The organism is Rothia sp. HMSC065D02 (genome assembly GCF_001815285.1).
GTDB classification, from domain to species: Bacteria; Actinomycetota; Actinomycetes; order Actinomycetales; family Micrococcaceae; genus Rothia; species Rothia dentocariosa.
The window spans coordinates 368215-382849 of the sequence record NZ_KV820092.1; the positions used below are offsets into that span (position 1 = coordinate 368215).

Annotated in this window: 12 protein-coding genes and 1 tRNA gene; 12 read left to right on the forward strand and 1 reads right to left on the reverse strand. The window is 52.0% G+C overall.

Translation table 11 applies throughout. The features are described from left to right. The first annotated feature begins 457 nt into the window (after positions 1-457). From HMPREF3016_RS09080 to HMPREF3016_RS09120, 9 genes are all read left to right on the forward strand, one after another. A complete protein-coding gene (locus tag HMPREF3016_RS09080; protein ID WP_070741768.1) occupies positions 458-4072 on the forward strand; it encodes an Rne/Rng family ribonuclease in 3615 nt (1204 codons plus the stop codon). 400 nt (positions 4073-4472) lie between these two features. Continuing rightward, positions 4473-4784 carry a 50S ribosomal protein L21 gene (gene rplU / locus HMPREF3016_RS09085; RefSeq protein ID WP_006887214.1) on the forward strand — a complete coding sequence of 104 codons (312 nt, stop codon included), beginning with the start codon at positions 4473-4475 and terminating at the stop codon, positions 4782-4784. A 40-nt stretch (positions 4785-4824) separates the two neighbouring features. Beyond that, the gene (rpmA, locus tag HMPREF3016_RS09090) at positions 4825-5082 is read left to right on the forward strand and encodes a 50S ribosomal protein L27 (RefSeq protein WP_004004819.1); all 258 of its coding nucleotides are present in this window, start codon (positions 4825-4827) and stop codon (positions 5080-5082) included. Positions 5083-5241: 159 nt separating this feature from the next. Continuing rightward, positions 5242-6840: a GTPase ObgE gene (gene obgE, locus HMPREF3016_RS09095; RefSeq protein WP_048751438.1), complete on the forward strand. Its 1599-nt coding sequence runs from the start codon at positions 5242-5244 to the stop codon at positions 6838-6840. Between the two features lie 142 nt (positions 6841-6982). Further along, complete coding sequence (locus HMPREF3016_RS09100; RefSeq protein WP_004004816.1) at positions 6983-7213, forward strand: hypothetical protein; 231 nt, start codon at positions 6983-6985, stop codon at positions 7211-7213. A 17-nt stretch (positions 7214-7230) separates the two neighbouring features. Further along, positions 7231-7980 carry a nicotinate-nucleotide adenylyltransferase gene (gene nadD, locus HMPREF3016_RS09105; RefSeq protein ID WP_037230975.1) on the forward strand — a complete coding sequence of 250 codons (750 nt, stop codon included), beginning with the start codon at positions 7231-7233 and terminating at the stop codon, positions 7978-7980. After that, positions 7973-9931 carry a hypothetical protein gene (locus HMPREF3016_RS09110; RefSeq protein ID WP_070741771.1) on the forward strand — a complete coding sequence of 653 codons (1959 nt, stop codon included), beginning with the start codon at positions 7973-7975 and terminating at the stop codon, positions 9929-9931. The genes nadD and HMPREF3016_RS09110 overlap by 8 nt, the downstream gene beginning before the upstream one ends. A 71-nt stretch (positions 9932-10002) precedes the next feature. Further along, complete coding sequence (gene rsfS, locus HMPREF3016_RS09115; protein WP_070534971.1) at positions 10003-10434, forward strand: ribosome silencing factor; 432 nt, start codon at positions 10003-10005, stop codon at positions 10432-10434. Positions 10435-10595: 161 nt separating this feature from the next. After that, positions 10596-10668: transfer RNA gene (locus HMPREF3016_RS09120), tRNA-Ala, on the forward strand. Between the two features lie 246 nt (positions 10669-10914). Here HMPREF3016_RS09120 and HMPREF3016_RS09125 read toward each other — a convergent pair. Then, entirely contained in the window at positions 10915-11688 is a 774-nt protein-coding gene (locus HMPREF3016_RS09125) for an SDR family NAD(P)-dependent oxidoreductase (RefSeq protein ID WP_070697653.1), read from the reverse strand. Between the two features lie 306 nt (positions 11689-11994). Between HMPREF3016_RS09125 and HMPREF3016_RS09130 the strand changes: the two genes are divergently transcribed. The 3 genes from HMPREF3016_RS09130 (at position 11995) to HMPREF3016_RS09140 (ending at position 14611) form a co-directional block, all read left to right on the forward strand. Beyond that, a complete protein-coding gene (locus HMPREF3016_RS09130) occupies positions 11995-13272 on the forward strand; it encodes a glutaminase (protein WP_070741774.1) in 1278 nt (425 codons plus the stop codon). A gap of 23 nt (positions 13273-13295) precedes the next feature. After that, positions 13296-13763: a P-loop NTPase family protein gene (locus HMPREF3016_RS09135; protein ID WP_048752882.1), complete on the forward strand. Its 468-nt coding sequence runs from the start codon at positions 13296-13298 to the stop codon at positions 13761-13763. Between the two features lie 269 nt (positions 13764-14032). Then, positions 14033-14611 carry an excalibur calcium-binding domain-containing protein gene (locus HMPREF3016_RS09140; RefSeq protein ID WP_048752892.1) on the forward strand — a complete coding sequence of 193 codons (579 nt, stop codon included), beginning with the start codon at positions 14033-14035 and terminating at the stop codon, positions 14609-14611. The last annotated feature ends 24 nt before the right edge of the window (positions 14612-14635 follow it).

The following is a 14635-nucleotide window of genomic DNA, read 5'->3' on the forward strand; positions in this document are numbered from 1 at the left end:
TGATAAGCGCAATGTTGGTCACACCAACGTTGCGCTTTTTATGCATGTATAGGGTGTTCTGGATTGCACACGGTATAATGATGAGCGGTACGTTTTTATGCCCCGCACGCATAAAAGATACCCAGTATATTGATCGAGAGAACGTGCACGCGCATCCGTCATAGCAAAAGTTCAGATAAGACGTTATCGGATGATGACCCCAGGCATTGGCATCTTAGTGACATCTCGGTTAAACATACTGGCCGAGAACATCATGAAGAAACGCATCCGCCGTATTTGCGGAGTAAGTCGGCTTCGTGCTCGCCGTCTTGTACGCCCGGAAGCAAACGAAGGCAGACACAAAGAGCAGGCTTGAGCCACGTATTTCTTGGTAACTAGGCTTATGACACGCTAACGCGTTGATGCAGAGAATTTTACGATGCGGCGTAAAATTCTTGAAGGAAGAAGAAAGAAAAGAATGGCTGACGAAAAGAACGCCCATCAATCTAGCATGAATATGGATGTTCTTGCTGACATGATCTCTCTCGCTGATAAACAAGATATCTCCGGCGAGATGATGAGAACTCATCAGGAAAAAAATAATACCCGGGTTGAAAAGCAGGCAGATTCCCTGAAGGGTAGTGAATCTGCAGTATCGGCAGCATCGCGTCGTAAAAACTCATCGCGCGCTAAGAAAGTTGCTGAACCCACGCCCGAAGACGCTGTTGCGGCTGGGTTAACGGATTTACGCAATCAGAAGGCTAAGCATGCCCCTGCACCAAGGAAGACTGTGGCTGCGGCCTCTGCCGAAGAAGTAGCGAACACTCTTGATACTCTTTTTACCCAAGCCAACGAGTCTGCAGCATCAGCTGATGAAACTATGCCCCAACCCAAATCTCAGAAAACTGAAACCCGCGATTCTTCTGCCGAAAACCTTGCCTCTCCCGAAGTGGACACTGAGGTGTCCGAACTTGCCGAACAGGCTGAGGTAGCAGAGCCTGTCTCTGATAGCCGTGAAGAAGCCCAGACTGAAGAAGCTGCTCAAGAAGATAAGACAGCCATTATATCTTCGGAAGAAAACACCGAAGAAGCTGAAGAACCTCATACCATCCAGTCAGAGGAATTAGTGGCAGAGAACGATGAAGACTCTGAGCCTCAAGCGACCTACGACGCTGAAGAGGATGAAGCTGAGACTTCTGAGCCGACAGACGAAGAGAGCACTGCCAGCACATTCGAAGATGAAAAGTCAGACGAAGAGGAAACGGCGGAGCCAGCAAAAACTTTGCGTGACGTACAGAATGAGAAGATTGCGCAGTTGCGCGAATCGGTGCGCCCGGGCGCTATGCCTCTATTCTATTCGCCCGAACCCACTGAGCTTTCTGAGCTTGCTTCTGCGGTCGCTGTGGAGCGTGAGCGTTTGCGTGCCGAGCGTTTGGAACAAGAGCGCCGCGACCGTATGGAGCGCCGTCGTGAAGAGGCAGCAGCTGAAGCTGAGGTGACGAGTCACCGCCGTCGCCGTCGCCGTCGTGGAACCGAAGATATAGAAATTGAAGGTAACGCCGATGATGAGGTCGAGACCGTTACCAAGGTCCGCACTCCTCGCCTTGCAGATTCTCATGCTTCTGACACCGTGACTGGCGTGCGTGGTTCTACCCGTCTTGAAGCTAAACGTGCGCGTCGCCGCGAGTCCCGGTCGCTGGGTCGCCGTCGTCACATCGTGACCGAGGCAGAGTTTTTGGCGCGTCGCGAGTCAGTAGATCGTCAGATGCTTGTGCGCCAAAAAGAGGGGCGCATTCAGATTGGAGTTCTCGAAGACGGCGTGCTGGCAGAGCACTTTGTCTCTAAAACCCAGCAGGATTCCTTGATTGGGAACGTTTACCTTGGCAAAGTGCAGAATGTTCTTCCGTCCATGGAGGCAGCATTCGTCGATATTGGGCGCGGTCGTAACGCTGTTCTCTATGCGGGTGAAGTGAACTGGGATGTTACCGGTCTTGACGGTGCACCCCGCAAGATTGAGAATGCACTTAAACCGGGCGATTCCGTGCTGGTGCAGGTGACCAAAGATCCGATCGGTCATAAGGGTGCGCGTTTGACGAGTCAGGTTTCGCTTCCCGGTCGCTTCCTGGTGTATGTTCCCGGTGGCTCAATGACCGGTATTTCACGTAAGCTCCCCGATACTGAGCGTGCGCGTCTCAAAAAGATTTTGAAGGATAAGCTGCCCGATGGCGCAGGCGTGATTGTGCGTACTGCAGCGGAAGGCGCATCCGAAGAAGAGCTGACCCACGATATTAATCGCTTGCGCGCGCAGTGGGAAGAGATTCAGGAAAAAGCGAATTCTCGCAAGGTGCTTGCCCCTGAAATGCTTTATCAGGAACCCGACCTGATGATTAAGACCGTGCGCGATGTCTTCAACGAGGATTTCACCTCTATGATCGTGCAAGGCCAGAGCGCATGGGACTCTATTGAGGCCTACGTGACCTATGTTGCCCCTGATCTGCTCTCACGCCTGCAGAAGTGGGAAGACGAAGATGATCTTTTCGACCATTACCGCATTAATGAGCAGCTGGCGAAAGCACTAGACCGCAAGGTATATCTTCCTTCGGGGGGTTCCCTGGTAATCGACCGTACCGAAGCTATGACCGTGGTAGATGTTAACACCGGTAAATTTACCGGTAGCGGCGGTAACCTTGAAGAGACCGTCACCAAGAATAACTTGGAGGCGGCAGAGGAGATCGTGCGTCAGCTGCGTCTGCGTGATATTGGCGGCATTATTGTTATCGACTTTATTGATATGGTGCTTGAATCAAACCGTGATCTTGTGCTGCGTCGTCTGATCGAGTGCCTGGGGCGTGACCGCACTAAGCACCAGGTTGCTGAAGTAACCTCGCTGGGTCTTGTGCAGATGACCCGTAAACGTTTGGGAACAGGTCTTCTTGAGGTCTTCTCTGAGCAATGTGACTCATGCGGTGGACGCGGTTTGTTGGTGCACGATCAGCCGTTAAGCGGACGTTCCGGCGGTGCCTCCGATTTCATTCACCGTCAAGAGCGCACCGAACGTAAGCGTTCACGAGCGGCTTCGCGCAATAATACCCGTGATGCCGCTGAGGGCGTGGACTCAGAGAAGGACGAGAAGAAGGCAGAGCGCCGCAACGCTATGGCCTCTATTGCTGCAGCCTCGCACTCGGCTGACGAGCTTGAAGCTGAGGACCAAGCAAACCGTAAGAAGCGTAAACGTCGTAAGCGCTCTCGTCGTACCGAAACTGCCGAGCTTTCGCTGGAACAGGAGATTCAAGGCATCAAAGCGGGAGCGAAGGCACACCGCGAAGTCTCATCCCGTGAGGACAAGGTTGCTGAGGTAACCGAGACCGATTGGATTGGTGAGCAGGGTGACTTCACATTGGAACAGCTTGCTGGGGCATTCGATCGTGATTTGAACCCAGAACATGATGCTCGGTTTACCCGCGAGTCTTCCCGTTCGGAGGCTATCCGCGCTGGAGAGGCGAAGGCTCGTGCCTCACAGAAGGCTGGCCGCATTACCCGCAGCGAGAGCGGTGGATTTAAGTCAAATCAGGGTGACGAGTCTTCAGCAGAGCAGAAGTCGCCTCGCGCCGAGCGTGAGAATCTGCAGGTTGAAGATGTGCACGAGAGCCCACGTAAGCGCCGCCGTTCGCGCCGTTCCTCTGAGAAGGAGCGTTCAGGTCGAGGGCAGGAGCAACGTGCGGAAGAGTCAGCTTCGGCCTCCCGTGTAAGTGGTGTTATTGGCAGCGCGCCGCGTGTGTCCGGTGTGATTACCCCCGGCGGGTCTGCCTCTAACTCGGTTGAGACTCAGAACGATAAAGATGGTTCTCAGCAGAAGATAGCTGCGCCAGCTGCTTCATCTGCACCGCGTAAACGTCGCTCCCGTCGAGCCGCTTCGTCGGCGGGAGCGCAGTCGAAGGTCGTGACGGTGGACGCCACCGAGTCGGCTCACGGTTCGGTTGTGGCTTCGGCTTCTGTGGCAGATGCGAAAGCACCCGTCGAATCTGAGACTCCGACTCTCTTCGGTATCGGTGTTTCTGCTGCAGATATTAAGCGGCTTGGTAAGGAAGACTAACCGTATATGATTCCTTGCCGCAGATGATGAATATAACGTTGGCAATGCAGGACTAGAGGCTGTATTGCCAACGTTATTTTATAGTTTAGGGATACAATTGCGCATGACCCCGCGCATACAGTATCCTTAACGATTGGTATTTATCTCAGTGAAGCCCTATCGACGCAGGGTCAGCGGGAGATACCGCTTCTGGTTTTCCCCCATAGTGAGGACTTCCGGAAGACACCACCGGCAGACCGAGCGCGCATCCAACTGGGCAATCCCACAAGGAGCGCGGGCCGCATCCACATCTTATTACTCACCATGAGAGATACACGTGGAGCGCACAGCAATGAAAGCGCAGGCTGTCTGCACGTGTGAGATACGAAGAAGCAAGATGTCGAGAAAAGTGAGTCCCAAAGTGGCATACGCGATTGTACGCGCTGGCGGCCGCCAGGAAAAAGTCTCTGTCGGAGACAAAATTACCCTTGACCGTGTTGCAGGTGAACCCGGTAGCACCATCGAGCTGCCCGTACTGCTGCTCGTTGACGGTGACAAGATCACCGCTGACGCAAAGTCCCTGGCTTCCGCCAAGGTAACTGCTGAAAAGATTGAAGACCTGCGCGGTCCGAAGATCGTTATTCAGAAGTACAAGAACAAGACCGGTTACAAGAAGCGTCAGGGCTTCCGCGCTGAGCTGACCACCGTTAAGATCACCGCAATCAACGCGTAATCTTAACCACCGGATACAAACCTTAAGGTAGGAAAACAGAATGGCACATAAGAAGGGCGCAAGCTCCACCCGCAACGGTCGTGACTCGAACCCCCAGTACCTCGGTGTTAAGCGCTTCGGCGGTCAGACCGTCAATGCAGGCGAGATCCTTGTTCGTCAGCGCGGCACCCATTTCCACCCCGGCCTGAATGTTGGTCGCGGTGGCGACGATACTCTGTTCGCTCTGGCAGCAGGCACCGTCGAATTCGGTACCCGCAAGGGCCGCAAGGTCGTTAACATCCTGGCAGCAGCTGAGTAAAACTCGCTCACGCTAGGAAGAGGGGGTAGGCGAAAGTCTACCCCCTCTTACCATAAGATTTTCCGCATCTACTTGAGGATGCGCCCCCTCGCCAAGCTCAAGCAATCTCGTGTATTTTAGGCTTGTGCGAACCAGGAATTTACCAGAAGGAGAACACCCGTGGCAGAATTCGTGGACCGCGTGGTCCTGCATGTATCCGGTGGTCACGGAGGCAACGGATGTGTCTCTGTACGTCGAGAAAAATTCAAGCCTCTCGGCGGCCCCAACGGCGGTAACGGCGGTAACGGCGGGGACGTGATTTTGCGTGTTGATAACCAAACCACCACACTATTGGAGTATCATCACAGCCCGCACCAACACGCTCCCAATGGAGATATCGGCCGCGGCGATATGCACCACGGCTACAACGGCGAAGACCTAGTGCTTACCGTACCTCAGGGAACCGTCGTCAAAGATCGTGACGGCAACGTGCTTGCCGATCTGCTGCATGTGGGTGACGAATATACTGCTGCACGAGGTGGCCAGGGCGGTCTTGGAAACGCTGCGTTAGCATCCACTAAACGTAAAGCACCCGGCTTCGCACTCCTCGGTATTCCGGGGGAAGAAACCGATATTGTCCTAGAACTCAAATCCATTGCAGATATTGCGCTTGTTGGGTACCCATCAGCCGGTAAATCTTCGCTGATTGCTGCTATCTCTGCGGCTCGGCCTAAAATCGCTGACTATCCTTTTACCACTCTTATCCCAAACTTGGGTGTTGTGCAGGCAGGTGATGTTCGGTACACCGTTGCGGATGTTCCCGGTCTGATTGAGGGAGCTTCCGAGGGTAAAGGGCTTGGCCACCGCTTCTTACGTCACGTTGAACGTTCCTCCGCACTAGTGCATGTGATTGACTGTGCCACTTTAGAACCCGGGCGTGACCCCATCAGCGACTTTGAAGTTATTCGTGGTGAGCTAGAAAACTATGCGGTAGACCCCACCGCTGGGGTAACTGTGCCGCTCAATGATCGTCCCCAGATTATTGTTCTCAACAAAATTGATGTGCCTGAAGCGCGTGAACTTGCCGATTTCGTGCGACCTGAATTTGAGAACATGGGGTACAAAGTTTTTGAAATTTCGACGGCGTCCCATGAAGGGCTTAAACCGCTCATCTTTGCAATGGCAAACCTTGTGGAAGAAGACCGTCAGAAGCGTGTTACTCAAGAAGATAATTCTACGATTGAAGCCCCAGTTATTCGCCCCCAGGGCTTCCGCTCCAAGAAAAAACAAGAATTTATTATTCGCCGCGAAGAACGTAATTTGGAGCCGCTCTTTCGGGTTATTGGGGAGAAACCGGAGCGTTGGATTCAGCAGACCGATTTCAATAATGATGAAGCTGTTGGTTACCTGGCGGATCGCCTGGCAAAACTGGGGGTTGAGGACGAACTCTTTAAATCCGGTGCCCGTGCCGGAGATGCCGTGGTTATCGGTGAAAATGATAACTCCGTGGTCTTTGACTGGGAACCCACTATGGTAGGCGGCGCTGAACTTCTGTCTTCCCCTCGTGGTACTGACTCTCGCCTCGAAGAGATTATTCGCCCCACCCGAGCCCAAAAACGTGAGGAATATAAGGAACGCATGGATGCAAAAGCAGAGGCTCGCGCCGAGCTTGAGCAAGAGCGCGTTGCGGGTGTGTGGACTGAATCGGTGGAATATCGCCGTAAGCTCAAGGAAAAAGGTAAAGCTGAAGGTATTAATATGCCTGAGGCCAAGCAATAGCCCGGTAAGCCGGGGAATTAGGCAGCCTGACGACGTGGAAGATGTCTCAACTATCACGCATAAATAGGCCCGTCGTTTCGCGTATTTTCGCCCCTAACCGGTAGCATAGAGAGTAGCTTAACCATCGAAAGGAAGCACACACATGAACTCGGTTGTCCTAGCAGCTCACGGTGCTGAGCACACTGCGGGAATGCTTAACGGCATCCCGACCTATGTTTACGGCATCGTTGCTGCCGTCGTATTTACCGTTCTGCTGCTTGTTACTCTCTCGTACAGCGGACGCGGTATTGTACGGCCCGATCACACACCGGAGCTCATGGAGGGTGACGAAGCACAGGCACTGCGTAGCTATAGCGAGAAGCATAACCGCTAGTCGCTAAGGAAAGTATCGTGACTTTTCAAGCTCTGCGGCCCAGCCTTGAGTCGATTCCGTCGCGAACTCCTGGGCGTGTACGTCTAGGAGTTATGGGCGGCACCTTTGACCCTATTCACCACGGGCATTTAGTAGCCGCCAGCGAGGTTGCGGCGGTGTTTGATCTTGACGAAGTAGTATTCGTACCGACTGGTCAGCCGTGGCAAAAGACGGGGGAGAGGCACGTGAGCGATCCCGAGCATCGTTATCTTATGACGGTGATTGCGACTGCATCTAATCCACGATTTACGGTAAGCCGGATAGATATAGATCGTGGCGGCGCAACGTATACCTTTGATACCCTTAATGAACTACGTGCTCTGCGACCCGATGCAGATCTTTTCTTCATCACCGGTGCAGACGCGATTAGCCAGATCATGACGTGGCGTAATGCTCATAAGCTGTGGGAGTTGGCTAACTTTGTGGGAGTGACCCGTCCGGGACACGAGCTTGATCCTCCGTTAGGCGAAGGACGGCAGATTACCACACTTGAAATTCCCGCGATGGCAATATCGTCAACCGATATTCGCCAACGCGCCTCTAAGGGTGCCCCTATCTGGTATTTGGTTCCTGATGGCGTGGTGCAGTACATCAATAAGTATCGGTTGTATTCTCCTGAGGATGCTGCCACGCACTACGGCGGCGGGCTGCCTCGCCAGAAAGACTCAACAGATATTCAACCAACTAGTGAAGACAAAGTAATGGAACAAGAGGTTTTACATGGCTGAAGCTAAGGGCAAAGAAGAGAAGCCCTACAGCGAGGGAGACGCGTACCTCTACGAAACATACGTGACTGAGGACGGCATTGAGGTGCCGCCTCCCACGCGTGTGATGGGTCCGCGCCGTCTAGCACGTTATCGCGAAGACGTGGCGAACTATCTGCGCGCTATGGGTCGTGGCGAGCGTCCTAACCCTGTTGAGAATATGGGGTCTTTGGCAAATACCCACGATATAGATCCGCGCGTTCTTGCAGTACAGCGTCGTTTTGCTGCACTCGCTACTCAGGGGTCTATTAAGCTGAATGCGAATGATGAAGAGAAACTGCATGAACCTGAGCCGCTAACCAGCACTATGCGTGCTCTTCGCCCGGAAGAGGTTAAAGCTAATAAGCCTGCGCCAGCTGCTGCACCTGCTGCGCCTCCGGTGCCTGCTCCTCAGCCACAGCCGGAAGATTCCCTGCTTCAGGATTCCCTCCATGTGGAGGCAGACGATTTGACGTTCACCTCGTCAATTCCGATTATTTCTCCTGATACTTCCCCGAAGATGCACCAGTACATGGTGCGTGATGAGCCTGTTGTCGAGGGTGAAGATACTGAGATCGTTGAGACAGAGGATCAAACTGTTTCCTCGCAGGCTCGCCCGGCAACTGCACCGCAGCCTACGGTAAAACCCAGTGACTCTAAAGCTCAGCAAAGCCGTCATACAGCTGATGCGCAGAATGAAGCCGATGAGAACCGCATTAATGTTGCTCCTGTGCCGTTGAACCTTCCTTCACCCATCCGCGCGATGGATGCTCAGGGACTTGACCTGTCGGTTCTGGACGAAAAATCTCAGCAAGATAGCGCATCCGCTCAAGCTGGTTCGGCATCTAAGGCGCAAAGCGATGCCCCTGCAAAGAGCTCAGCGCAGCGTGCTCAGACTGGTGCGCTTCCTGCGCAGAAAGCGGCAAAGAGCGGCTCTGCTAAACGGCAGCCGTCGGCAACCGGTACCGTTCCTAAGATTCCTGCCCGTACTGGATCTATGCCTAAGGTCTCGGATCGTACCGGATCAACCCCCAAGGTTTCTGAGCAGAAAGACGCAGCTCCGAAGGTTGTAAACCCCTGGAATACTGTCCGTTTACAGAATCCGATGGGCGCAGATTCACCATCGCAGGTGTCCGATCGTACCGGATCAACCCCCAAGGTCTCACCGCGTACCGGGTCTGTATCGCGGGTGTCTTCTTCGCGTACTGGGTCTGTGCCTAAGGTACCTACTCGTACCGGTTCGATGTCAAAGGTCTCCGATCGTACCGGTTCGACCCCGAAGGTTTCCGAGCGTACAGGCGCCACCCCGAAGGTGAACACCCGTACAGGTTCTGTCTCGCAGGTATCTTCTTCGCGTACTGGGTCTGTGCCTAAGGTACCTACTCGTACCGGTTCGATGTCAAAGGTCTCCGATCGTACCGGTTCGACCCCGAAGGTTTCCGAGCGTACAGGCGCCACCCCGAAGGTAAACGCGCGTACTGGTTCGCTCTCGCAGGTGAAGAAGTCTGATTCTACACCCGCTAAATCTCCGGCAACAGGTTCTACCTCTGCTGTTAAGCCATCGCCTCAGAATAAGGATGCAAAGCCTGTTGCACCTTCGAAGAATAAGCCAGGCTTTGATAAAGCTCTAAACGATGGCAAGAACCTGACGTCAGACCAAGCAACTGAACTCGCACAGCGTGTGTCTGCACGTACAGAAAAGGCGATGACCTCCTCAATTGCGAAGGTTAACGCTGCTAAGTCTCCTCGTAGGCTTGGAAATACTGCAAGTATGAAACAGGTTCCTGCAACGAATACGGATGAAACAGTGTCAAAGTACGAATCCATTGAGACAAGCGAAAATAAGTCCTTGTCCCTGCTGTCCTGGGTTGTAATTATCGGGTGCATTATCCTAGCTATTCTGGGTGTGTACATGTTTATTTCCAATCAAAGGTAACGATTGGCATTAAACGTTTGCTTGCTTTGGCGCCTGTCTGTCAGAGAAACCTGGCGGCAAGAAAGGAAAAAATGACTGCTGCACAGTCCTCTTGTGAGGCTCTGCGCATTGCCGCCCGAGCGGCGGAAGAAAAACAAGGAACCCAGCTTTTTGCGGTGGATGCTTCTGACGCTATGGGGCTGATTGATGGTTTCTTGGTAGTTTCGGCACATAATGAGCGCCTCGTCAATGCGGTTGCTGATGAAATTGAGGATGCGCTTCGAGAACAGGCTGATTTGAAGCCTGTACGCCGAGAAGGACGTGCATCTGGTCGTTGGATTCTCCTAGATTTTGGGGACATCGTAGTGCATGTTCAGCATGAAGAGGATCGCGAGTTCTATGCTCTGGATCGTTTGTGGGCGCAGGCTCCGCGTATTGAACTAGGTGTTACCCATGAAGTTCCGTTTGATCTAGAAGGCGAAAGCGAAGAGGAAGCATCTCGGGTCGTTCCTGCTGACGAGTAACAATTTTGTTGCATCATGTGGGGCACCGCTGAGGCATACCAGAATTTGGTATCTTCGGCGGTGCTCTGCATTTTATGTCTGTCACAGTGCGAGAACTTGCATGCCTAGCAGAAAGATGTGTATTATGTTTTCTGTTGCTAAGGCAATGCAAAACTACATGAGGGGATATGGCGCAGCTGGTAGCGCACCTGCATGGCATGCAGGGGGTCAGGGGTTCGAGTCCCCTTATCTCCACTATTGACCGTCTGCTCCGAAAGGACTGGGCGGTATTTTATTATTTTTTCTAACAGTACATGGTGCTTTCACATGAATGTACCTTTGGCGCGTAATAGTATTTGTCCCTTACACGAAATAATAGTGCGAAGAGATAAGAGGGGTATGGCGATTACCCCGAACAATACATTTAAAAACCTAGCTAAGATTCTAAAAAGAGTTTAAAGAATATGCTCCTTCATCCAGGAAAGAGAGGGGGTATGCATCTTATTGAGAGCTCCTATGTTGAAGTGCACGATCGACTATTGTCATAACGAAGCGCTTAGGCACCACACGGGTTACAAATCGCGCCACAATGGCGTTCCCTACTCCATCCACAAAACTGGGTTTCGTGGTTTTTAGAATACGCAACGTGTTGTCTAACAGCTGATGGACAGAGCGTATTTTTCCGACTGCTGCAGATTCACCGGCGATTTCAAAGAATGAGGTATCGGTGGGGCCGGGACAGACCGCAAGTACACGGATGCCGTCTTTTCGGGTTTCGGACCAGAGCGCTTCAGTAAAGGAAAGTACGAATGCTTTGGTTGCGCCGTACACCGCCATATGGGGCAGCGGCTGAAAGGCAGCAGTCGAAGCAATGTTGATGATGGTTCCGTTTTTGCGTTCACGCATGGCGGGCAGATACCGAGCCGTCAGACCTGTTAACGTGAGGCAGTTAAGGCGTACTTCTTGTTCCAGACGCTCAGGGCTCTCATCAGCGACGTCACCGGAGGTTCCAAACCCTGCATTATTGACAAGCACATCAATCTCTAACCCGGCACGGTTCGTTTCTTCCCAGAGCCGCTCAGCCGCATCGGGCTCGGATAGGTCGAGAGCAAAGACGGTGACTCGAATACCATGCTGAGACTTGAACTCCTCGGCGAGCTTATTGAGCTTATCCTGGCTGCGCGCGACGAGTACGAGATCTTGTTTTTGGGCAGCGTAGCGACGTGCAAATTCTTCTCCGATGCCCGAGGAAGCACCAGTAATTAATGTAGCCATGATTCTCCTTTCGTAATTTTCGTATCAATGTCAAAGCTACAATATACGGTCGTGCTAAAGACCTGCAGGACACGAAAAACTACCTGAAAGCAGAATTTGCCCTAGCCCTTGAGAAGAGGAAAGGGGAATACACCTATGAACAGATGGAATAGTTAAGCCATATTTGGAGTATTTAAGACGTAAAAGCTAAACTTCAAGAAGCTAGGGAATGGGCGGAATCTTGCCACCGCGAAGATGCATGAAGTTTCTACGCTCAAGAACCTTACGCCGTGTACTAGGAAAATATCATCCGTCAGGAGGGAACTCATGCATTCACCTATACCGAGCTACCTTGACGAAGTCCTCCAAAGCGTTGCGGCCGATAGAACGGGTGTACTTGCGAATTATATTCCTGAACTTGCCGAGGTTGATCCTGAACGTCTTGGCGCCTCTATAGCTATGGTCGATGGGGAACTCTATGCTTCCGGCGATACTGATTCGCTATTTACCATTCAATCCATCTCAAAGCCTTTCGTGTATGCCTTAGCCCTTGCTGATCGCGGGTTTGAGAGAGTCTTAGACAAAGTGGGAGTTGAACCGTCCGGGGAGCCCTTCAACGAGATCTCCCTTGAAGATAGCTCTGGTCGTCCGCTAAACCCCATGATTAACGCCGGCGCAATTACCACGCATTCTTTAGTCGGTACAGAAACAATGAATCCGGCAGAGCGTATGGAACGTGTGATTTCTGGGCTCTCTGCCTTCGCTGGCCGCTCCCTTGATGTTGATGAAGCGGTGTACTCGTCTGAAATCGAGCACGCGCATCGTAATCTAGCGATCGCTCATATGCTTCGCAGTCACGATATTCTCACGGAGAACCCCACCGGCGTAGTCGAAGGCTACACCCGTCAATGCTCTTTGCTGGTAACCGTGCAGGATTTGGCGATGATGGCGGCAACTCTGGCAAACTACGGAATTCAACCCGTTACCGGGGAACAGGTAGTCCCTAAGACAGTGGTGCGCCAGGTACTGAGTGTTATGTTCACCTGCGGTATGTACAACGCGGCAGGGGACTGGGCAACGCAGGTCGGAATTCCTGCTAAAAGTGGGGTAGGCGGGGGAATTATTGGCGCCGTACCGGGCCAGCTGGGACTAGCAACATTTTCACCACGCCTAGATGTACACGGCAACAGCGTGCGCGGTGTATCTCTCTTCGAACGGTTTTCCTCAGATATGGGCATGCACGTTATGAACATACCCACTGTTGCTCGGTCCGCAATACGAGCTAACTACCGAATAGGCTCCGGTGAGAAAATAACCCAGGTAATTCAACTGCAGGGCAGAATTAGATTTGCCGGTGCAGAGCGAGTTATCCGTGAAATTGTTGATACACACTACACGGGAACACGAATAGCACTCGATATTAGCCGAGTTTATTCTGTGGATGAGGTAGCCCAGCATATGCTTCTAGAAATTATGAGAAGAATGAGACACGAGGGATACACTGTATATCTGATTGATCAAGATGACACTATTACAAATCTTGAGGCCTTGAAAGCTATGGATGTTGCCGTATTGGGCAGCATTGACGAACTCGAATACTACTAGTCTTTGAAAATTTATAAGGTGTCATGATGAAACGTATTGCTATTTTAGGCCGCGGTGGTGCCGGCAAAAGTACCCTGGCTTCCTATCTTGCTACCCGCTATAAACTACCTGTTTTCGAGCTAGACCAGTATTTCTGGGATGAAGACCTTACGCCTACTCCAGTAGATCAGTGGAATGTTATTCATCAGCAGATCATCTCTGAGCCTGAATGGATTATAGACGGTGATTTAGGCGTGTATGATACCAAACTACTAGAACGGCTCAAAGCGGCAGACACGGTTATTCTCTTAGACTTTAGCGCTCTCGTATGCGGTATGCGTGCGTTACGGCGCTCCCCGGAGAACCTAGAATTTTGGAAATGGATTCTGCGCTATAGGCGCGACAGCTTGCCGCGTATTATGGCGGCATGCGCGCATCCAGAAGTACAAGCCCATATATACCGGTTCTGTGCTCCTGCCGAGCTCGATAATTTTCTCGAAAACCTTCGATAGCAAGAATATTATGCTGAATTTTGTGAGGCTTCTAGGGAAAAACCGAAGATCTTCTGAAGAAGACATTCGTTATAACTCAGAGATAAAAACTTCATAATGATGAACCTGTTCTAAGAAACATATGTCAAGATACGACTCCATTGGGAATTTCTCAAATATAAAAACACGGAGTAATTAGAGACCATAAGTTTAGGCTAAACTAGTACAGAGAGCTATGGTAGCTCTCCATGAGGATTTATTCACCACTCATTCATGAGGAACAAATGTATATGAGAAACCACATTGTCGCGGTGGCGCTTATTGGTGCTGTGTTGTTTACCGGATGCTCCGGCAATAATGCCCGCAAAGAACAAACCCCTTCTTCATCCCCATCAATCTCTGCGACGGCCTCTACGAGCACCTTTGCAAGCCCTACGGCTTCCATAACTCCGTCACCAACCCCTACTCCAACTACCTCTCCTACTATTTCTGAAGTAACGCCAGAACCAGCTGCCACTGCTGACGCTGAACAGCATGAGGATGTTGTCGAGGTACCTCTTGATGACGCCTCTACTTCTGCCCCGCAACCCGAGACAGCTCAACAACCTTCTCCGGTTCAACAGCAACAGGATCCCGTGCAGCAGCAACCTGTTGCTCCCGTGCCTGCACAGACTTCGGCGCAGCAGCGACATATTGCCCCGGTTCCAGAACAGCCTGCGCCTGTAAATAACGGCGGTGGTGTCTATTACAAAAATTGTGCTGCTGTACGGGCGGCAGGGGCTGCGCCTTTATATCGTGGACAGCCGGGGTATGGAACTCATCTTGATTCAGATGGTGATGGTATCGCTTGCGAACCTAAAAAGAAATAAATCCTAATAGCTACGTTATAAAAA